16 protein-coding genes are annotated in these 20,409 nt (G+C 40.5%); 5 read left to right on the top strand and 11 right to left on the bottom strand.

Annotated features, from left to right (window positions below; all coding sequences use genetic code 11):
* Positions 1 to 94 precede the first annotated feature (94 nt).
* Positions 95 to 1,711 carry an L-aspartate oxidase gene (gene nadB / locus ABIS04_RS04815; protein ID WP_137222329.1) on the top strand — a complete coding sequence of 539 codons (1,617 nt, stop codon included), beginning with the start codon at positions 95 to 97 and terminating at the stop codon, positions 1,709 to 1,711.
* A 34-nt stretch (positions 1,712 to 1,745) separates the two neighbouring features.
* Here the strand turns inward: nadB and ABIS04_RS04810 are convergent, their stop codons facing one another.
* From ABIS04_RS04810 to nhaA, 5 genes are all read right to left on the bottom strand, one after another.
* Positions 1,746 to 2,216, bottom strand: a complete 471-nt coding sequence (locus ABIS04_RS04810; protein ID WP_140233593.1) for a protein YgfX — start codon at positions 2,214 to 2,216, stop codon at positions 1,746 to 1,748.
* Complete coding sequence (locus ABIS04_RS04805) at positions 2,197 to 2,445, bottom strand: succinate dehydrogenase assembly factor 2 (RefSeq protein WP_137222333.1); 249 nt, start codon at positions 2,443 to 2,445, stop codon at positions 2,197 to 2,199. Before ABIS04_RS04805 ends, ABIS04_RS04810 begins: the two co-directional genes overlap by 20 nt.
* Before the next feature lie 29 nt (positions 2,446 to 2,474).
* Positions 2,475 to 3,398 carry a transcriptional activator NhaR gene (gene nhaR / locus ABIS04_RS04800; protein WP_350432769.1) on the bottom strand — a complete coding sequence of 308 codons (924 nt, stop codon included), beginning with the start codon at positions 3,396 to 3,398 and terminating at the stop codon, positions 2,475 to 2,477.
* Between the two features lie 183 nt (positions 3,399 to 3,581).
* Positions 3,582 to 3,968: a hypothetical protein gene (locus tag ABIS04_RS04795; protein WP_140233591.1), complete on the bottom strand. Its 387-nt coding sequence runs from the start codon at positions 3,966 to 3,968 to the stop codon at positions 3,582 to 3,584.
* Positions 3,965 to 5,140: a Na+/H+ antiporter NhaA gene (nhaA, locus tag ABIS04_RS04790; RefSeq protein ID WP_137222339.1), complete on the bottom strand. Its 1,176-nt coding sequence runs from the start codon at positions 5,138 to 5,140 to the stop codon at positions 3,965 to 3,967. Before nhaA ends, ABIS04_RS04795 begins: the two co-directional genes overlap by 4 nt.
* A gap of 245 nt (positions 5,141 to 5,385) precedes the next feature.
* Between nhaA and ABIS04_RS04785 the strand changes: the two genes are divergently transcribed.
* A complete protein-coding gene (locus ABIS04_RS04785) occupies positions 5,386 to 6,237 on the top strand; it encodes a thymidylate synthase (RefSeq protein WP_350432768.1) in 852 nt (283 codons plus the stop codon).
* Positions 6,238 to 6,299: 62 nt separating this feature from the next.
* Here the strand turns inward: ABIS04_RS04785 and ABIS04_RS04780 are convergent, their stop codons facing one another.
* The 3 genes from ABIS04_RS04780 to rppH all read right to left on the bottom strand — a co-directional run bounded on the left by ABIS04_RS04780 (position 6,300) and on the right by rppH (position 9,968).
* Positions 6,300 to 7,100, bottom strand: coding sequence for a sulfite exporter TauE/SafE family protein (locus ABIS04_RS04780; RefSeq protein ID WP_350432767.1), 801 nt, complete (start codon positions 7,098 to 7,100; stop codon positions 6,300 to 6,302).
* Between the two features lie 84 nt (positions 7,101 to 7,184).
* A complete protein-coding gene (ptsP, locus tag ABIS04_RS04775) occupies positions 7,185 to 9,425 on the bottom strand; it encodes a phosphoenolpyruvate--protein phosphotransferase (RefSeq protein WP_140233587.1) in 2,241 nt (746 codons plus the stop codon).
* Positions 9,426 to 9,449: 24 nt separating this feature from the next.
* Positions 9,450 to 9,968 (bottom strand): RNA pyrophosphohydrolase, encoded by a 519-nt coding sequence (gene rppH / locus ABIS04_RS04770; RefSeq protein WP_137222347.1) that lies wholly within the window; start codon positions 9,966 to 9,968, stop codon positions 9,450 to 9,452.
* 759 nt (positions 9,969 to 10,727) lie between these two features.
* Here rppH and mutH point away from each other — a divergent pair.
* Together mutH and ABIS04_RS04760 are read left to right on the top strand one after the other, a co-directional pair.
* Positions 10,728 to 11,396, top strand: a complete 669-nt coding sequence (gene mutH / locus ABIS04_RS04765) for a DNA mismatch repair endonuclease MutH (protein ID WP_350432766.1) — start codon at positions 10,728 to 10,730, stop codon at positions 11,394 to 11,396.
* Positions 11,397 to 11,627: 231 nt separating this feature from the next.
* A complete protein-coding gene (locus tag ABIS04_RS04760) occupies positions 11,628 to 12,647 on the top strand; it encodes an adenylate/guanylate cyclase domain-containing protein (protein WP_240778446.1) in 1,020 nt (339 codons plus the stop codon).
* A gap of 19 nt (positions 12,648 to 12,666) precedes the next feature.
* On the opposite strand, the gene oxyR is transcribed toward ABIS04_RS04760, so the two are convergent.
* The 3 genes from oxyR to ABIS04_RS04745 form a co-directional block, all read right to left on the bottom strand.
* On the bottom strand, positions 12,667 to 13,584 hold the full coding sequence (gene oxyR / locus ABIS04_RS04755) for a hydrogen peroxide-inducible genes transcriptional activator OxyR (protein WP_140233585.1): 918 nt from the start codon (positions 13,582 to 13,584) through the stop codon (positions 12,667 to 12,669).
* A gap of 216 nt (positions 13,585 to 13,800) precedes the next feature.
* Entirely contained in the window at positions 13,801 to 14,166 is a 366-nt protein-coding gene (locus ABIS04_RS04750; RefSeq protein WP_140233584.1) for an Hpt domain-containing protein, read from the bottom strand.
* 300 nt (positions 14,167 to 14,466) lie between these two features.
* Complete coding sequence (locus ABIS04_RS04745) at positions 14,467 to 15,435, bottom strand: TIGR01212 family radical SAM protein (RefSeq protein WP_350432765.1); 969 nt, start codon at positions 15,433 to 15,435, stop codon at positions 14,467 to 14,469.
* Between the two features lie 523 nt (positions 15,436 to 15,958).
* Between ABIS04_RS04745 and gltB the strand changes: the two genes are divergently transcribed.
* Positions 15,959 to 20,407, top strand: a complete 4,449-nt coding sequence (gltB, locus tag ABIS04_RS04740) for a glutamate synthase large subunit (RefSeq protein WP_140233582.1) — start codon at positions 15,959 to 15,961, stop codon at positions 20,405 to 20,407.
* Positions 20,408 to 20,409: the final 2 nt, after the last annotated feature.

The following is a 20,409-nucleotide window of genomic DNA, read 5'->3' as shown; positions in this document are numbered from 1 at the left end:
TAAGCAAAATCACAATAAAAATCGTTGTAAAAGTATCCTACCAAAGTAATTTGATCTACTATAATCAAACCACAAAGCCACACCATGATACCTGATGAAACAAGCAGTTGAACACCAATCTGACATTTTGGTCATCGGCAGCGGTGCTGCTGGACTAACTTTAGCACTACATCTTGCTGAAAAATCAAAAGTAATTCTTCTTTCCAAAGGCCCATTATCCGAAGGGTCGACATTATATGCTCAAGGTGGAATAGCCTCTGTATTCGATGAAGGCGACACTATAGAGTCACATGTCAACGATACCTTAATAGCTGGCGCTGGATTATGCGATAAATCTGTTGTGACATACACCGCAGAAAACGCCAAAAGTGCAATGCAATGGTTAATTAATTGCGGTGTCGCATTTGATAAAGAAGAAACATTAACTGGAGATGATAACAACAAGGCACCTTATCACCTTACTCGTGAAGGAGGCCACAGCCACCGACGCATTTTACACTCTGCAGATGCAACGGGCAAAGCCGTTCAAACCACATTACAAGAACGTGCACTCGCCCACCCCAATATACAAGTATTGGAACGTTATAACGCAATTGATTTAATTACGACGCGCAAATTGCATCGACCGGGTAACCGTGTCATTGGTGCTTATGTATGGAATCGCGATGCAGAACATGTTGAAACCATTAGAGCAAAATTTGTTGCACTTGCCACTGGCGGAAGTTCAAAAGTATACCAATATACTTCAAATCCAGATATTGCCAGCGGTGATGGTATCGCTATGGCGTGGCGTGCAGGTTGTCGAGTTGCCAATATGGAGTTCAATCAATTTCATCCAACGTGCTTATTTCATCCTAATGCCCGAAATTTCTTACTCTCTGAAGCACTTCGTGGTGAAGGGGCTTATTTACGTCGCCCTGACGGTAGTCGTTTTATGCTTGATTTTGATGAACGCGCAGAACTTGCTCCACGGGATATTGTCGCCCGTGCAATTGATTATGAAATGAAACGTTTAGGGGTAGACTGTGTCTATTTAGACATTAGCCATAAACCCGCAGACTTTATCATTAAACACTTCCCGACCATTTATCATCGTTGTCTAGAATTTGGTATTGATATTACTAAAGAGCCAATACCTTCAGTTCCAGCAGCTCACTACACTTGTGGCGGCGTGATGGCAGATCTTCATGGTCAAACTGATATTAATGGCTTATATGCCATTGGTGAAGTGGCTTATACTGGTTTACATGGTGCAAATAGATTAGCGAGTAATTCACTATTAGAGTGCTTAGTCTTTGCCCGTGCAGCATCACATGATATCGAAAGCCAACTGAACAAAATCGCTATGCCAGATCCATTGCCGGTATGGGATGAAAGCCAAGTAACCAATTCAGATGAAGAGGTTGTTATTGCCCATAATTGGCATGAACTACGTCTATTTATGTGGGATTACGTTGGTATCGTTCGCACAGACAAACGTTTAGAGCGTGCGTTGAGACGATGCTTGATGCTACAACAAGAGATTGAAGAGTATTATTCAAACTTCCGGGTCAGTAATAATTTATTAGAACTGCGAAATTTAGTCCAAGTAGCAGAACTTATTATTCGCTGTGCCATGAAACGTAAGGAAAGTAGAGGTTTGCATTACAATCTTGATTATCCTGAACAAATCGACAATCCTAAACCAACCATTTTGCAGCCAAGTAATTAATTATTATCCAGCACATGGACAATAATCCATGCCATTAATGGCTTAATAACAGACGACACAGATTACGATATGCTGTGTCGTCTAACATATCACGCCATACCAACAACAACTGTTTCTCACCCGTTTGCAACTGCAAATAAAGTAAACATAATAATGGGCTAATAAATGGCTTTTTAGTTAATCTGAATTTATTAGGCTCACTGTTGCCCGCCAATACTAATGTACCAGCACCGTTATTACCCAATGAAAACACACAATGCCAACGAGACAACCTGCGCCATCCCAATACAAATATGATGATTATGGTAATAAATAATATTGTTTGAACAATGTAGAATATAAAAGAAGGATAGTGAGGCCAAGCCAAGAAACTACTTGATACTATGGCCAGTGACATTAACCAAGCACCACGTTGTAATAACGAAGCACTCAATGCAAATTGTCGCATATGAGTGCTGGTATTGAGCAGAGAGTCAATCGAAGGACTAAGGGGCTGCTCTTCCACGAATTTTAACTATCATGTCAGCTAACAGTTGATCTTGGCATTGCTCATGCCCCATAAACCAAGCAAATAATTCAGGGTCTTCACACTCTAATAAACGAATAAAAGTGTTTTTATCATTATCTGTCATGACTTCGTATTGAGTTTCAATAAAGGGTTGCAACAACACATCGAGTTCTAACATTCCACGTCGGCATGCCCAACGTACGCGAGCTATATTCATTAATTCCAACACAAATCTCCTGATGTCTATATCACAAGCTAACTTATACGGTTTTCAAAATCTTGTACTTGCTGATCTCGTCCAGCAAATAAATCTCCAAAATCAGTCGCTAATAAAGATTTTACCGCCGGATGTTGGATCATTCGCTCGGCGAACATTACATGATATTCTTCTTTAATATCGGTAGTTTCACCAAGTAATACCATCCCTTGCGACAGTATATCATGACGATAAATAGACGGTGCCACAAAAATACCTCTATTAAAATAACCGAATGCCTTCATCATTTCAGCATCGTCAAACTCTCCCAAAATACTAACATTAAGGTTTTTTTCAGCAAACCAACCATGCAATTGCTGTCCTAATGACGTCCGCTTACCCGGTATTAGTAATTTACGCTGCTCAAGACAGGCGGGAAATGGAAGTGGAATAGTTTCTGCCGAGAAAAAACTGACACCGCATTCGCCAAGCTTTTTCGATAATATCTCGGGATACTTCAACGAACCACCCGCACAATCAGATAAAATCATATCGAGCTTATGCTCTCGTAAACGTTCAATTAGACTTTCATGAGTTGATTCATAACACGCTAAGTGCACCGAACCATCATCGGGTATTACAGTTAATAAGACCCGGCTAACCAGTGCTTTAGACAAAGCGTCAGCAATACCAACTTCAAATAACAACGAATTTTCTTTCTGATAATTGAGTAAATCGAGCATTTCATAGCTAAGACTGAACATCTTATCGGCATAACGAAAGACTAATTCACCTAGTTCAGTTGCTTCCAAGTTACGCCCGACACGCTTAAAAACAGCTCCTTTCAATCTTTGTTCCAATGAGCGAATCTGACCAGTAATAGTCTGAGGAGCAAGGCATAATACTTCAGCGGCTTTAGTCACTGAGCCTTTTTTTTGTACCATCCAAAAATAATATAAATGGTTATAATTTAAATGCTGCATATCAATCACAAACCTAACAAAATTCACTCACACTACTATAGCAAATAAACCGCTACTTCTATTGCTCATTGATCTATACCAATCAACGACAATATTAGCTCAGCATAGTTAGTTCACCATATTGATTAGCCAAGATTAACCATAAAAAACGCAGCCAAACGGCTGCGTTAATAAATAACCTGATTATCTACTCAAGCGGCAATCCATTAAACTAGTGATCACTGACTCAAGCTCATCACTGTTCTTGACATTGTTTAACGATACCTGCTCTGTGAGTGCTGATACAATTTCAGATTTCACCGGTATATGACTAGAACAATAATTCAAATTCGCCGTTTGATAACGTTTTCCAGCTCGGTATTTTAGTGCTCTTGACTCGTAATCGTTAGGATCAATTCTTTTCTTTGCCAAATCATCCCGATACATTAATGCACCATCTACCACACCTTCTAGATAACTTTGGCAAGTAGGGGAATCAGATGATTCGAGACAAACATTAAATGATTCAGCCGATACAGGAATAACAAAACTGGTCAGTAGTATTCCAAAGGTTAATTTATTCAATTTCATGATTTTACTCCATTTTCAGGCAGTACCTTGGCTAACCAAAAGTAACCAATCACAGCCGCAAATAACGATCCTGTTAAAATACCTAGTCTTGCATAATCACCAAATGCAGCGGGTGAGTTTTCAAATGCTAACGAAGCAATAAACACCGACATGGTAAAGCCAATACCACACATAACAGCAACCGGTATGATATGCCTCCAGCCAATGCCTGGTGGTAATTCAGCTAGCTTCAGTTTTACAGCTAAATAACTAAATAGCAGCACTCCAATAGGCTTACCTAACAACAGACCCATGATAATACCCAGGGTGATAGGTTCAGCAAATGTATCAAATGACATATTGGTTAATGACAAACCTGCATTCGCAAACGCAAATACCGGCAGGATCATAAAGGCACTCCACGGGTGTAGCTTATGTTCTAAGTGCTCCGACGGTGAAGAACCATCTTTTGCTCTAAGTGGAATACAAAATGCGATAATCACTCCGGCCAATGTCGCATGTACTCCAGACTTCAATACTGCAACCCACAAAACAAAACCAAGTAAACCGTAAGGCAAGATTGAACTGACTCCTTTCCTGTTCAGTGCGACCATCAGCACGATTGATACCGCGGCAATAACCAAACTAAGCATAGATAAATCAGTGCTGTAAAACAGAGCAATAATGACAATGACTCCTAGATCGTCAATAATCGCCAGAGCTAACAAAAACACTTTTAACGCAACGGGCACACGACTACCGAGCAGTGCCATAATACCTAGCGCAAAGGCGATATCAGTAGCTGCAGGGATGGCCCAGCCGATCTGAGTTTCTGGGTTTGAGTAATTAAATGCTAAGTAGAATAATGCCGGAAATACCATACCACCAATTGCAGCAAAACTGGGCAATGATGCCTTAGCTACGCTCGACAGCGCACCTTCAAGTAATTCGCGCTTTACTTCTAAACCGATTAATAAAAAGAATAATGCCATCAAGCCATCATTGATCCACAGTAAAAGCGGTTTATCGATATCAAGATCACCTACTCTAACCTGCACTTCTGTGCTTAAGAAATCTTGATATACACCCGCTAACGGTGAATTGGCTAAAATCATCGCCAATGCGACGGCAACGATTAATAAAATACCGCCCGCAGACTCTTGGCTTAAGAAGTTTTTAATTGCACGTTCCATATAACACTCCTAAAAAACAGTAACCTAAGTCTATCTGAATCATTGAAACAATAATAATCGATTGTTTCTTGATATTAACTCGGTATTTCCGAGGTATCAAATTTCTACAAGACTACTTTATATTTTTATTCCAGTCATGCTGACATTGTTAAACATAGCGTAGATTAAGCCATAACGTACAGATTAGGCGGTGTAAATTAATCATCGTTTGGGTATAATCTATAAAAGTAAAAAGGATTAAACAGATGAAACAATATCTAGATTTGTGCCAGCGTATTGTCGATGAAGGCGAATGGGTTAATAATGCACGAACAAACAAAAAGTGCCTAACTGTCATTAATGCCGATTTAGTTTATGACGTTGCCAACAATCGATTTCCACTCGTCACCACGCGTAAAAGCTTTTGGAAATCTGCCATTGCAGAAGTGCTGGGTTATTTACGTGGCTATCAAAATGCTGCTGATTTTAGGGCATTAGGCACTAAAACGTGGGATGCCAATGCCAATGAAAACCAAGCCTGGCTAGATAACCCAAACCGCAAAGGGCCGGACGATATGGGGCTTATTTATGGCGCATTAGGACGTGCATTTCCAAAACCCGATGGTGGCCATGTCGATTTATTGCAACAAATTGTCGATAATCTCAGTAACGGTATTGATAACCGCGGTGAGATTTTAACGTTTTATCACCCAGGTGCGTTTGACCTTGGTTGCTTACGTCCTTGTATGTACGAACACCATTTTTCGCTGCTTGGAGATACCTTGTACCTCAATAGCACACAGCGCAGTTGTGATGTTCCGCTGGGGTTAAACTTTAACATGGTACAAGTATATGTATTGCTTGCATTAATGGCCCAAATTACTGGCCATAAACCGGGTAAGGCGTACCATAAAATAGTCAATGCTCATATTTACGAAGACCAACTTGAACCAATGCGGGATATTCAGCTAGTACGTGAACCCTTTGCATCGCCCAAGTTAATCATCAATCCAAAGATTAAAACCCTAAAAGACATCGAAACCTGGGTTACCTTAAATGACTTTAGTGTTGAAGATTATCAACATCACGATCCGATTAAATACCCTTTCGCTGTGTAATTCATTAACCCAACATCTTTGTTCAAGTAGTTGAACAAAGATGTTTTTATAACCAATTAGAGTTAACTCAATAGTAATTTGACCCCGACTACGACAAGTAAACCTGCAAAGATTTTTTTCAATATGGGTGTAGGCCAAGTACTGGCAGCTTTTACACCGATTGGCGCGCACAACATTGAACTAATAATAATTCCAATTAAGGCCGGTAAGTAAATAAACCCAACCGATCCCTCCGGTAAATTCGGCACATCATAACCAGCAATAATATAGCCTACCGTACCAGAGACCGCGATAAGCATCCCCGTTGCCGATGAAAACCCCACTGCTTGGCGCATTTGTAATCCGCAATAGCACAGGAATGGCACCAGTAATACACCACCACCAATCCCCATTAAGCCAGCTATTAACGCTATGGCTGAAGAGACGAGAAACAAGACGCCAAAACTGGGCATGCTGCCACCCGTTTTAACCTTAAACGGAAACGCCATTTGGAAAGCCATCAACACTACAAAAATCGCAAACGCCTGTTGTAAATCATCTGATGCGATTTGTTCAGACACAAATGCCGATGCCAATGAACCTATAACAATCCCTGGGAAAATAGGCTTAAACAACTTCCAAGGAATATTGCCGCGTTTATGATGAGCACTTGCCGAAGACATAGAAGTTAAAATAATTGACGCCAATGATGTAGCAATTGCAACCTGAGTGATTTGTGACGAGTCAATGCCCACTGAAGGTAAAATGTATAATAATGCTGGTACAATAATTAAACCGCCGCCAATACCCAACAATCCAGCTAAAAAACCCACCACTGAACCTAATAAGAGGCAAATGACAAAGACTTGTAACAAACTATCCACGATGACATCCTTATATGGCATTTTACTGAAATAAACCATAGTGAAACAGCGCCAGGAGTTATCACCAAAGATTCAATTGTATTGTTAATCTACATTAATTAACTCTAACAAATTATGTGACCGTAAAAAGTGTGCTAATAATCCTCGAACTTGGTCACCATTTGACTGCTGTAAAATAGAGCTCAATAACTCAGTCAATTGTTGCTTCGATACTCGTCTAAGTAAAAAGTTGATTCTGGCCAAACTACCTTGGTTCATGCTGAGTTTGTTATAGCCCATTGCCACAAGTAGTAACGCACCATAAGGCTCACCAGCAAGTTCACCACAAACACTGACATCTAAGTCATACAGTTTACATTCGTCGACGGCTCGTTTAAGCGCACGTAAAATACCAGGGTGATAGCTATCAAATAACGAACTCACACTAGGGTTATTTCGATCGACAGCCAATAAATATTGGGTTAAATCATTACTCCCCACCGATACAAAATCGACTCGTTTAGCCACATCTTGCAACTGATACAATAATGCTGGCACTTCGAGCATTACCCCAATTTTAGGCCTAACTAAAATAACATTTAATTCTTTTTTTAGTTCTGAAAATGCTTGTTCTAAATATTTTAATGTTTGATCTATTTCATCAAGATTACTTACCATTGGCAGTAAAATTTGCAATTGATTACCATTACCAGCAGCTTGTAACATCGCGCGTAATTGCACTAGAAATAATTCGGGATGGTCCAGGGATAAACGTATGCCGCGCCAACCTAAAAACGGATTATCTTCTTTAATCGGAAAATACGGCAGCGGTTTATCACCGCCTACATCCAAAGTACGCATAACAACAGGCCTATCACCTGCCGCACTTAATACTTGTCGATATACATCAATTTGCTCACTTTCGCTCGGAAAACGTTGGTGCAACATAAAAGGAATTTCGGTTCGATATAAACCAATACCATCAGCACCTTCAGCAATTTCAGAGGCTATACCACTAAGCAGTCCAGCATTGAGGTATAAATGTATCCGCTGACCATCTGTGGTTATAGAGGGTAAACTCAACTCTGCAGAAAATTGCTTTTGTTTTTCAACATCAGCATCAATCAATAATTGATATTCTTCAATTACTGCTGGCGATGGTGACACCAGCAACTGGCCACGATTCGCATTCAACACCAAAAGTTTTTGATCGATGTCTATTGATAGAACATTATCAACACCAATAATTGCAGGCACACCCAAAGCTCGCGCTAAAATAGCCGCATGGGCATTAACCCCGCCACGTTCCGTGACAATACCAGCCAACTTTTGTCGAGGAAACTCAGCCAATAAAGTGGCATCCACTTCTTTTGCGACTAAAATAATAGGTTTTTCAGGCTCTAACTCTAACCGGCCAGGTTCTATCAGTTGGCGAAGTAGTTTTTGCCCCAATTCGCGAATATCACTGGCACGTTCCTTTAGATAAGGGTCTTCCATTGCCAAAAACTGTTCGATATAACGTAATGACACTCGGCTTACCGCGGACTCAGCCTGCCAACCTAAAGCCACTTCTCTGATGTATTCACCACCAAGACTAGATTCATCCAACAATAATTGAAATGCGGTAAAAATAGAGGCAACATCTGCAGATTTTTCACGTTCAAAACGTTGTGAGATTGAAGACAACATGTCTTTACAACGATTCACAGCTAATTTTAAGCGTTGAGTTTCAACATCTATATCAGTACAGATTACCTCAGCTTGCTCCAGTGAAATAACACCACCTAAAACCAGGCCATGAGCAATAGCAATACCACTGGAGGCTTTCACACCACTGAAAACCACTTGCTGTTGCACATTTGTAACGGCCGCTTTGTGTTTCAAGCTGCGCACAACCACTGCGAGTTGAGCGGCTAGAGTCATTAGGAAGGCTTCTTCATTTTCACTGAACTGACGGGATTCAGGCTGTTGAACAACAATGACACCAACGACTTGTTTTTGAAAAATGATCGGCACAGCTAAAAATGCACGATATTCTTCTTCTGCAGCTTCGGGGAATAATTTAAAACGAGGATGAAGACGAGCATCGGCAAGGTTAATGGCTTCTTCCCGTTCTGCCACTAAGCCCACCAAACCTTGAGATAATGGCATACTGACACGACCAACTGCAGACTTTTTAAGCCCTTCTGTGGCCGACAATACTAAATGTTGCTGCTCAAGGATATAAATAGAACAGCAATGGGTAGCCATCGCTAATCGAGTTTGTGAAACTAAAATATTTAATGCACTCTCAAGGCTGTTGGATCTTGCAACAGCTTGAGTGATATCCCTGAGCATATTTAACACTGTTTCAATCCTCTTTGAAATCAGTTAACTCCGTTGTTTGCCTCGTTTCTTACTAAATTCGCGCGTTTGCAGCGCTAATGTCGTCGATGCGAACTCTTTCATTACCTTTCTATATACATCGCGTTTAAAAGACACTACCTGACGAACAGGATACCAATAACTCACCCAACGCCAATCATCAAACTCGGGATGTCCGGACGAATTGAGGTTAATGCTATTTTCGTGACCTTTTAATTGTAGTAAAAACCATTTCTGTTTTTGGCCAATGCAAACAGGTTTGCTTTCTTGGCGAACCAAACGCTTAGGTAAACGATAACGTAACCAAGAACGTGTGGACGTTAAAATCTGAACATGCTCAGGTCTAAGCCCCACTTCTTCGTAGAGTTCTCGATACATAGCTTCTTCCGCAGATTCGCCATCATCTAACCCACCTTGTGGAAACTGCCATGAATGTTGACCAAAACGTCTGGCCCACATAACCTGCCCAAATTTATTACAGATAATGATGCCCACATTTGCGCGAAAGCCGTCGCTATCAATCACATGGACTCCAAAAATTACTAAATTTTATATCGTCTGATTGTTTCACAAAGCATGCCTATCAGCAAACCTCTATTTACTGAGAATAATTGAATAACAATGTTAATAAATCAAAATTATCAACAAGTGAATAATTTTGTATCATAGATTATCCACAAAATCTGTGGATATCTCTGTTCGAAACTTTGGTAAAGCTTGATTACAAGGCAAAAATCAACAAGATACTTTTTTCTACAAGCAATAATAAAATCAAAACAAACCTTAATAAACAATAAGTTAAATAATAACTTAAACATAATGAATAACGGATCGATCGCATTGATTAAAAATCAACCAATAAAATTTTAGATAACAAATCATTGATTAAGCAATTTAAGTTATACACAAATAACAAGACTTTTTTTAAATTAAACCCACCAAAAAGCCATTTTATTGCGTTGACTTGGTGTTTTTAATCAGTTAAAGGCAAATTTTATTATAGTTATCCATTAAAACTGTGGATAACTATGTGCAAAATGTAGGGGAAAGTGAGTGTAACTTGGGACAACTATATAAACAAAACAGGAGCAATGTAAAAATCCATTTAAAAACATGTAATTAAACAAAAATTCAATCAAGCAATTTCAAACGGCGGGGATGCGGTGTTTTTTCAACCAACGCCAAATGAATAACGAAACTTGTTATCGATGAATATTACTTGATAGCATAGCTTGACGAGTTTGATCGACCACTCATATCTTTTTTAAAGGCAAATACACATTCATGGCAAAATCATCGCCCTTAAGTCTCAACGAGTTAATGGAACGAGCCCACAATATGGCAGGTATTCGTTTAGCTGACATTGCTTCCGATAATAACATCATGGTCCCTACTGACTTACGGCGTGATAAAGGTTGGATCGGGCAATTGATCGAATCTGAATTAGGAGCACTTGCAGGATCAAAACCTGAGCAAGACTTTCTACATTTGGGTGTTGAGCTCAAAACAATTCCTATTGACCACAAAGGCAAGCCACTCGAAACAACTTATGTCACAGTCGCACCACTGATAAACATTCAAGGTATGACGTGGGAAAACAGTGTGGTTTACCACAAACTACAGCGTGTACTATGGGTGCCAGTTGAAGGAGAACGGAGTATACCAGTGGGAGAACGTCGCGTTGGCACCCCTATTTTATGGCAACCCACGGCGCAACAGGCCAAGCAATTACAACAAGATTGGGAAGAAATAATGGAGCTCATTGTCCTCGGTCAGGTTGATAAAATTACCGCTCGTCAAGGTGAGGTATTGCAATTACGTCCTAAGGCGGCAAATAGTAAAGTGCTAACCGAAAGTATTTCAGAAGATGGCAGCATACAGTTATCTAATCCACGTGGTTTTTATTTAAAAATTGATTTTACTCAGCAAATTTTAACCAATGAATTTTCATAATAGGGATCAATTATGAGTTCACGCAACGTTAACAAGATTAAAAATTTGCGTTTGTGCACATTTTTACACTCTTCTATGGATCTAAATCACAAATAAACTATCACATTTGAACAATTCTTCTATACACTAGCCTCCTTAATACACTCCATCATTTGGGCAACCACCTTCCCCGTGAAAGCACGCCGTCAAACACAAAAATTATTGTTCGCTATTTTTGCCTGGTGTGTAGCAATGGCTTCTTTCGTTTTTTTTCGTTACTCACAATCATCACAACTGCCAGAATGGGCAATTGGTAATGGCGATTTAGCCATGCTAGCCGTATTTATGGGAGTCATTTTTGGTAGCTTGCATTGGATGTCAAATCTGATTGCTGATTTCAGTGCCATCAGCCGCTTACCCTACCTTTTCTCCGTTGTGTTTAAAGGGTTGTTCTTGTTACTCGGGGCAACAACATTGGCGTACGTGACGCAATTTTTAAACATGTGGGCCATTGATAACCACATGGTCACATTACGACAAATGCTCACTGTTGAAATTATTTACAGTCCATCATTCCAAGCATTAGTGGTTTACCTCGTTGTGGTTCGAGTCAGTTTGGCATTTATTGAACAAATGTCGCTATTAGTAGGGCCTAAAGTATTACTCAACATTGGTCTTGGTAAATACCATAAACCACGTTACGAGCAACAGTTGTTTTTGTTTATTGATATGGTGTCATCAACAGCACATGCTGAAACGTTAGGCGATTATCGCTTTAGCCGTTTAATCCAAGATAGCTTTAGTATGCTGGCGGACACGGTGACAGATAACGAAGCCGAAATTTATCGGTATATGGGCGATGCGGTATTAATCCACTGGCCATTAGAACAAGGTATTAAACACGATCGTTGCTTAAATATTTATTTTGAGTTTTGTCAGCAACTGCAGTGGCAAAGACAGTATTTTGAACAACAATATGGTTTTGTGCCAAAATTTAAAGCAGCAGCTCATTGTGGTCGAGTGGTAGCTGCGGTAGTGGGAGTTCATAAACAAGAAATTAGTTTCTTTAGTGATGTCATCAATACGTTGGCAAGGCTCCAAGACCAATGTAATCCCCTCGGACAAAGAATGCTGTTATCTGGTGATGTTGTTCATCGATTAGAACAGCAAAACAGTCAATACGAGCTAACAGATTTAGGCCCTATTATCCTTAAAGGTAAGCAACACCCTACTGAAGTCTATGGTGTTGCTCCGATTAAACCTGCTCACTAACCAGCCCAAAACGGTTACATTATTTAGCTAACGTCTGAGTTAATAGTTTTGTTTGAATCGCTGTACCTAACGTTCTGAAAGTCGAAATACGACTGGTAGTTTGACGCCATACTAAACCAATATCACGGTAAGGCGCTTCACCAGGTGGGTCTATAGCAACCAAATCGGTGTCGTGTAAAATCCCAGTGTCAATTGCCATTTGTGGTAAAAAGGTAGTACCCAGTCTACTGTTTACCATTTGTACTAAGGTATGCAAGCTTGTTGCGGCAAACGGATTCACTTTGGCACTATCACCGAGTTGACACGCAGTAATTGCATGCCCAGTAATACAGTGTTCAGCTTGAAGTAAAAAAATACTTTCATCAGGCATTTTCTGATAATCAATGGGTTGAACAATACTCTCTGATAACTCTTTATGCATAACCATTTTAAATGGATCAATACCCACTTTCATACTGTGAAAACCGCTTGTATCAACAGGCAAAGCTAAGATCAATAAGTCTAACTCTCCTTTCGCTAATGCATCCAACAGCCGCTCAGTCGTATCTTCTTTTAATAACAAACTCAGTTTGGGATAATCTTGTTGGCATAACTTGACCACACGGCTAAGCAAAAAAGGCGCAATCGTTGGAATACAGCCTAAACGAATTTCACCTGTCATCGGCTCGCCTTGGTTTTTCACCAATTCGACTAAATCATCAACGTCCGTCAGAATATTGCGAGCGCGTTCGACCACTTCTTCACCAATTGCCGTAAACATAAACGACTTATGGTCACGTTCAATTAATTGATAACCCAATTGTTCTTCAAGATTTTGAATCCCGCTCGAAAGGGTTGATTGGCTAACAAAGCACATCTTGGCGGCGCGATTGAAATTTTGCTCCTGATGTAAATTAACCAAATAGTATAGGTTTTTGAGGCTTGGAAGGTTTTTCATATAAACGATTGCCCTTATCTACGTTAATTCAAATAATGAATTAAATTTGGCGAAATAACAAGATGCTAATGTATAAAGCACAACTTACACCCATAAAAAATGCCTCTTTAGTCAGAGGCATTTCAAAAAATGGTTTTAGGTTCTAGGTTGTAGGTTCTAGCACAACAAACTAACAGATAATAAAAACATCAATTCTGCTATCCACGCTACTTAAGCTTAAACTCTCGCTTCTAAGTAAGCTTTCAATTGTTGTAAATCCTGTGCGGCATATTCAACAATTTCAGCAAGCCATACTTTATGCTCGTTTTCCCATCGAGCTTCTTCACCGTGTTGTAATAACTGTGAAAATTGCTGAATGCGTTTTAGGCCCACAGATCCTGCAGCACCTTTAAATTTATGAGCTTCTGCACATAAGGTTTCTTTATCATTCGCATCACCAGCTTTGACTAAGCTACTGATATATTCAGGCATTAGCTGCTCGAATAACACTACGCTTTTTAATAACGTCCCAGCACCTATGGCACTGATATATTGCTCAAGGGTATTGAGATCCAATATTGAGTCTAACTGCGATGTGACCATAATGGCGCCTCTATAAAATATCTAACTCTATAAAATTGCAAATATAATACCGAGTAAAATCCCCTATGCAAGACTTGCTAATATATAAGCGCTATTTAATGATAAAAAGTTACATTTGATTAACATAGCTACTCAAATGGTATCACCAATGTTTAAAAACACTCCAAACTGGTAATCTTTTACTCAATTAGTCGCAATAATAATCACGCTCATTTAGTGTTATCAATTGTTGTACTCAATAAAAATATTGCCTTACACATACTCAGACAAATAATGATCGATTACTTAATCCAATCTGCATTAAGCAATTTTGCTTTGACTTAATGCCAACGCACTACCTTGTCCACCAAAATCACGCAACTCATTAACAATAGCAACAAGACCATCCCAACGAAAAGCACACCAATCAGGCGCAAGCAACATTGGCTTTTTGGCATAAGCGGTCACACGATGAAAGATAATCTCTTTTGGGGTATGGCGAATGAGTTTAGCGGCCTCTGATGCATACTCTTCTAGACTCATCAATGGCATAGGATTATATCGCCATTGCTTTGCCATAATACTGCCGTCTACAATATGTAAAGGATGTAGTTTCAATCCATCTACCCCTATGCCCAATACCGTTTGTAAACTATTAAAGTAGTCAACAGAAGTCTCACCTGGAAGGCCTAATATCAAATGAGTACACACTTTAATCCCTCGCGCACGGGCATTTTTAACTGTCTGACGATATTCTGCCAGTTGGTGTCCACGATTAATCCGCTTTAACGTGTGATCATTGGACGTTTGCAAACCCAGCTCTAGCCACACTTCAATGCCTCTTTGTTGATATTCAACCAGTAAGTCAAGTACTTCATTAGGCACACAGTCAGGACGAGTGCCTATATGAAGTCCAACAATATCAGCATCTTCAAGAGCTTGGTCGTACTTTCTCTTAAGGACTTTATATTCGTCGTAAGTACTGGTATATGCTTGAAAATAAGCAATATACTTTGCAATTGGAGTAGGGGCCACGTCTATGGGTATGGTTTGTTTTTTGGCTGAATTCGCACGAATTTTTCCTTCGCTTAATTGCATTGCAATAGGCTGAACACTGTCTTGTTGTCCACTAAAAGAGGCCACATTACAAAAGGTACAACCGCCTACTCCTAACGTGCCATCACGATTCGGGCAGGTAAATTGGGCATCTATGGTTAATTTTTTAATCCGTTGACCATATAAACGTTTGCAATGCGCACCAAACGTATTAACGTAATCGTCTAAACCCAAAATTTATTCCCATTATCACAAAAAAGTTTGCCAGTGTAATGAGCAGATAAGCACCTGTCTTGGTGCTAAATCAATAAAACAGTCTAACGATTCAACTTGACTATAAACTTGTGCAGTAACTCAAAAAATACTTATACACAGTTTGGCTCACGCCCATATGGTTAAAATGAATACTTAGTCACTTAGAATAATTTTTTACCCAAACACTGTATTTGTAAAAAAATTCATTATTTTTATTTCAACAACAATTCCATGTTGTTGTTAAAAAAAAGTAACCAAGCGTTTACGTGTTTTCTAAAATTCTTTTTATTCATAACGTTATAGGTTAAATTATACAGTTGACGTTAACGTAAACCTACTGGGTTATTATGTTTTAATAGTACTAACATTTCAGTTTGTTGCATTTTTTTGGTTTGACCTTTGTTCATTCTCGGTTTAATTTGAATGGTTCGGGTGCATATCTATAGATATTCTTCAAATTTACCCCGAGTCATATCTAGTAGAGGTTTAGGGGGTTTTTTGTATGAGCTTGTATCATCCCAGTTTTGAGCGTGACAATTGCGGGTTTGGTTTAATTGCACAAATGGATGGTGACGCTAGTCACCGCATCGTGCGTACCGCGATTCATGGTCTCGATCGAATGAAGCATCGTGGTGGTATTGCAGCTGACGGACGCACAGGTGATGGCTGTGGTCTATTAATGCAAATGCCTACAGATTTTTTTGAAGCTATTGCCGCAGAGAATGATTGGCATTTAAGCCGAAAGTTTGCTGTAGGTATGCTGTTTCTCAGCCAAGATGAACAACGCGCAGATGAAGCGAAGTTTATTTTAGAAAAAGAACTACAACGAGAAACACTGAGTGTTGCTGGCTGGCGTAAAGTGCCAATTAATCCTGATGTATTGGGTGAGGTTGGCCGGAAAAGTTTGCCACAAATTTATCAAGTATTGATCAACGCGCCTGTGGGATGGCGTGAAAAAGATCTTGAACGTCGTCTATATATGGCGCGTCGACGTCTTGAGCAACAAATAACGGATGACAAGGATTTTTACGTAGCCAGCCTTTCTGGTCAAGTCATTGTCTATAAAGGCTTAATGATGCCAGCTGATCTGCCGTCATTTTATACCGACTTAGCAGACATACGTTTAAAAAGTGCCATTTGTTTATTTCATCAGCGCTTTTCAACTAACACATCACCAAAATGGCCATTAGCACAACCGTTTCGTTATCTCGCTCATAACGGTGAAATCAATACCATAACGGGTAACCGTCAATGGGCAAGAGCGCGTGCCTATAAGTTTAATTCGCCTTTGTTACCGGATTTACAACAAGCGGCACCTTTTGTTAATGAAACAGGTTCAGACTCCTCTTCTTTAGATAATATGCTCGAAATGCTGTTATCTGGCGGAATGGATTTATATCGCGCGATGCGTTTGCTTATTCCACCAGCTTGGCAATCAAATCCAGAAATGGATGATGAGTTAAAAGCCTTCTATGACTTTAACTCCATGCACATGGAGCCGTGGGACGGCCCTGCTGGCATTGTAATGACTAATGGTCGTCACGCTGCCTGTGCGGTTGATCGCAACGGCCTACGCCCTTCTCGTTACGTTATAACCAAGGATCGTATCCTCACCTTAGCGTCTGAGGTTGGTATTTGGGATTACGCCGCCGATGAAGTGATTGAAAAAGGTCGTGTTGGCCCAGGCGAACTATTGGTCTTAGACACCCTAAACGGTCGTTTGTATCATTCATTTGAAATTGATAACGACTTAAAGCGTCGTCATCCTTATAAAGAATGGATGGCTAAAAACAGCCAAACCTTAATCCCTGCAGAGCAAATGGCCCCCGCTAAACTGGGTTCAAGTGGCTTTGATAGCAAAACACTGCTGCAATATCAAAAACAATTTGGGTTTACTCGAGAAGAGTTAGAGCAAGTTATTTGGGTGCTGGCCAGCAAAGGTGAAGAAGCTATCGGTTCAATGGGTGATGACACGCCTATGGCGGTATTGTCGAAAAAGTCCCGTTCATTGTATGACTACTTCCGTCAAAAATTTGCTCAGGTGACCAACCCGCCAATTGACCCATTACGTGAAAAACACGTAATGTCATTGGCCACTTGTGTCGGTCGCGAACAAAATCTGTTTAGCGAAACCACTGGTAACGCTTATCGTGTAATGTTTAATTCGCCCATTTTATTATTCAGTGATTTTAACCAATTACTAGGATTAGATAGTACTAACTATCGCGCCAATACGGTTGATTTAAACTATGATGCCAACGAAACTTTAGAGCAGGCTATACGTCGTATTACCGATGAAGCTGAACGCTTAGCGCGAAGTGGCACGACATTGTTAGTATTGTCAGACCGAGCCGTAGCGAAGAATGCTCAAGTTATCCCCGCTGCGATGGCGGTAGGCTCAGTACAAACTCGTTTAGTGGATAAAAGTTTACGCTGCGACACCAACATTATTGTTGAAACTGCATCGGCACGCGATCCCCATCATTTTGCGGTGTTAATCGGATTTGGTGCTACTGCTATCTACCCTTACCTTGCTTATGAATCTATTTCTGCGATGGCAAAACTGCATCACGTTGAAGATGTGACCTCATTATTGCTTAACTTCCGTTATGGCATTGAAAAAGGTCTACGTAAAATCATGTCAAAAATGGGTATCAGTACTGTCGGTTCATACCGTTGTAGCCAACAATTTGAAGCGGTAGGATTAGCCAGTGATGTGATTGAATTATGCTTTAAGGGCGTGATAAGTCGTATTGAAGGCGCCAGCTTTACGCATATCGCTGAAGATCAGAAAACACTTCATACTGCTGCGTATCGCGCTCATTTACCCTTGCCTCAAGGTGGATTATTGAAATATGTTGAAGGTGGGGAATATCACGCCTTTAACCCAGATGTGGTCAACACACTTCAAGCATCACTCAAAGATAAGAACTACGCTGAGTATAAAAAGTTTACTCACTTAGTAGATGATCGCCCAGTGGCCACGTTACGCGATTTAATTGGCGTCAAAGGTCAGCTTGATGCTGTTGAGTTAGACACAGTCGAAACCGCTGAAAAGCTCTACTCTCGCTTTGACAGCGCAGCCATGAGTATTGGCGCATTAAGCCCTGAAGCACATGAAGCCTTAGCGGTTGCAATGAATCGTCTTGGTGGTCGCTCAAACTCTGGTGAAGGCGGTGAAGATGCCAATCGTTTCAATAGCGAGCGTAATTCTGCTATTAAACAAATTGCATCCGGCCGATTTGGTGTAACTGCACACTATTTAGTTAACGCCGATGTACTACAAATTAAAGTGGCTCAAGGTGCTAAACCAGGCGAAGGTGGTCAATTACCTGGTCATAAAGTCAGTGTTGAGATTGCCGGTTTACGCCATTCTCGTCCTGGTGTTACGTTAATTTCACCACCACCGCACCATGATATTTATTCAATTGAAGATTTAGCTCAGCTTATTTTTGATTTAAAACAAATCAATCCAAAAGCATTAGTGTCAGTCAAACTGGTATCAGAACCTGGAGTAGGCACCATTGCAACGGGTGTGGCTAAAGCTTATGCCGATATGATCACTATTTCTGGTTACGATGGTGGCACCGGTGCTAGCCCGATAACCTCAGTAAAATACGCAGGTTCTCCATGGGAACTTGGCTTAGCAGAAGTGCATCAGTCGCTAGTAGAAAATGGCTTACGTCATAAAATTCGCCTGCAAGTGGACGGTGGCTTAAAAACTGGTACTGATGTCATTAAGGCAGCACTGCTTGGCGCCGAAAGTTTTGGTTTTGGTACTGTGCCAATGATTGCATTAGGATGTAAATACTTACGTATTTGCCATCTAAACAACTGTGCAACGGGTATCGCAACCCAAGACAAAAATTTACGTGACAATCATTATCATGGCTTACCTGAGCGAGTAATGACTTACTTTGAGTTTGTTGCTCAAGAAGTGCGTGAATGGATGGCAGCTTTAGGCGTAACTCAGTTCGAAGACTTAGTCGGACGAAGTGATTGGCTATATACTATTGAGGGTAAAACTGACAAGCAACGTGGTTTAGATTTAGCGCCAATTTTATACCAACCTAAAGTTCAACCAAACTCGTCACTAACTTGGAAAGAAACTAATCCACCATCTGATGTTGGTCAATTGAACCAAACCCTATTAGCTGATTGTCGTGAAGCAGTTGAAACAGGTGAACCGTTTTCCTATCAATATCAAATTAATAATACTGATCGCTCGGTAGGCGCGACATTGTCAGGCTTTATTGCTACGACAGTGGGTGTGACTGGTGCAAAACAGCCGTTAACCCTTGGCTTTAGTGGCAGTGCAGGTCAGAGTTTTGGCGTGTGGAACAGCCCGGGCCTTGAGCTTAAGCTATGCGGTGATGCCAATGACTATGTAGGTAAAGGCATGTCTGGCGGTAAAATCGTTATTCACCCACCTATTGGCAGCCCTTTCCAAAGTGAACGCAGTGCCATTATGGGTAATACCTGTTTATACGGTGCAACTGGCGGCAAGTTGTTTGCAGCGGGTCAAGCTGGCGAGCGTTTCGCCGTGCGTAACTCTGGTGCCATCGCGGTTGTAGAAGGCAGTGGCGATAATTGCTGTGAATACATGACAAGCGGGATCGTGGTAATCCTAGGTAAAACAGGAGTCAACTTCGGTGCAGGCATGACAGGCGGATTTGCTTATGTGTTTGACCAATTTGGTCGCTTTAATCGTCGAGTTAATACCGAAATGGTTGATACTCATAAAGTAGAATCAAAAATCCACCAACAACACTTAAAAGAATTAATTGAAACGCATCATGCTGAAACTGGCAGTGAACATGCCCACATGATTTTAAGTGATTTTGAAAACTGGTTGGATTGTTTTGTATTAATTAAACCAAAGAATATTGCCGTTGCTGACCTGCTTAAAATTGAGCAGAAGAGTCCGGAATTAGTTGTAAAGGCAGGGTAATC

The sequence above is a fragment of the Shewanella sp. H8 genome (assembly GCF_040285065.1).
GTDB lineage: Bacteria > Pseudomonadota > Gammaproteobacteria > Enterobacterales > Shewanellaceae > Shewanella > Shewanella polaris.
This window is presented reverse-complemented; position numbering and strand designations above follow the sequence as displayed.

Excerpts from the sequence above, each read along its gene's own strand:
- nadB (WP_137222329.1), top strand. The coding sequence starts at position 95 with ATGAAACAAGCAGTTGAACACCAATCTGACATTTTGGTCATCGGCAGC.
- oxyR (WP_140233585.1), bottom strand. The coding sequence starts at position 13,584 with ATGAAAAACCTTCCAAGCCTCAAAAACCTATACTATTTGGTTAATTTA.
- nhaR (WP_350432769.1), bottom strand. The coding sequence starts at position 3,398 with ATGCAGCATTTAAATTATAACCATTTATATTATTTTTGGATGGTACAA.
- ABIS04_RS04760 (WP_240778446.1), top strand. The coding sequence starts at position 11,628 with ATGGCTTCTTTCGTTTTTTTTCGTTACTCACAATCATCACAACTGCCA.
- mutH (WP_350432766.1), top strand. The coding sequence starts at position 10,728 with ATGGCAAAATCATCGCCCTTAAGTCTCAACGAGTTAATGGAACGAGCC.
- ABIS04_RS04785 (WP_350432768.1), top strand. The coding sequence starts at position 5,386 with ATGAAACAATATCTAGATTTGTGCCAGCGTATTGTCGATGAAGGCGAA.
- nhaA (WP_137222339.1), bottom strand. The coding sequence starts at position 5,140 with ATGGAACGTGCAATTAAAAACTTCTTAAGCCAAGAGTCTGCGGGCGGT.
- ABIS04_RS04795 (WP_140233591.1), bottom strand. The coding sequence starts at position 3,968 with ATGAAATTGAATAAATTAACCTTTGGAATACTACTGACCAGTTTTGTT.
- gltB (WP_140233582.1), top strand. The coding sequence starts at position 15,959 with ATGAGCTTGTATCATCCCAGTTTTGAGCGTGACAATTGCGGGTTTGGT.
- ABIS04_RS04750 (WP_140233584.1), bottom strand. The coding sequence starts at position 14,166 with ATGGTCACATCGCAGTTAGACTCAATATTGGATCTCAATACCCTTGAG.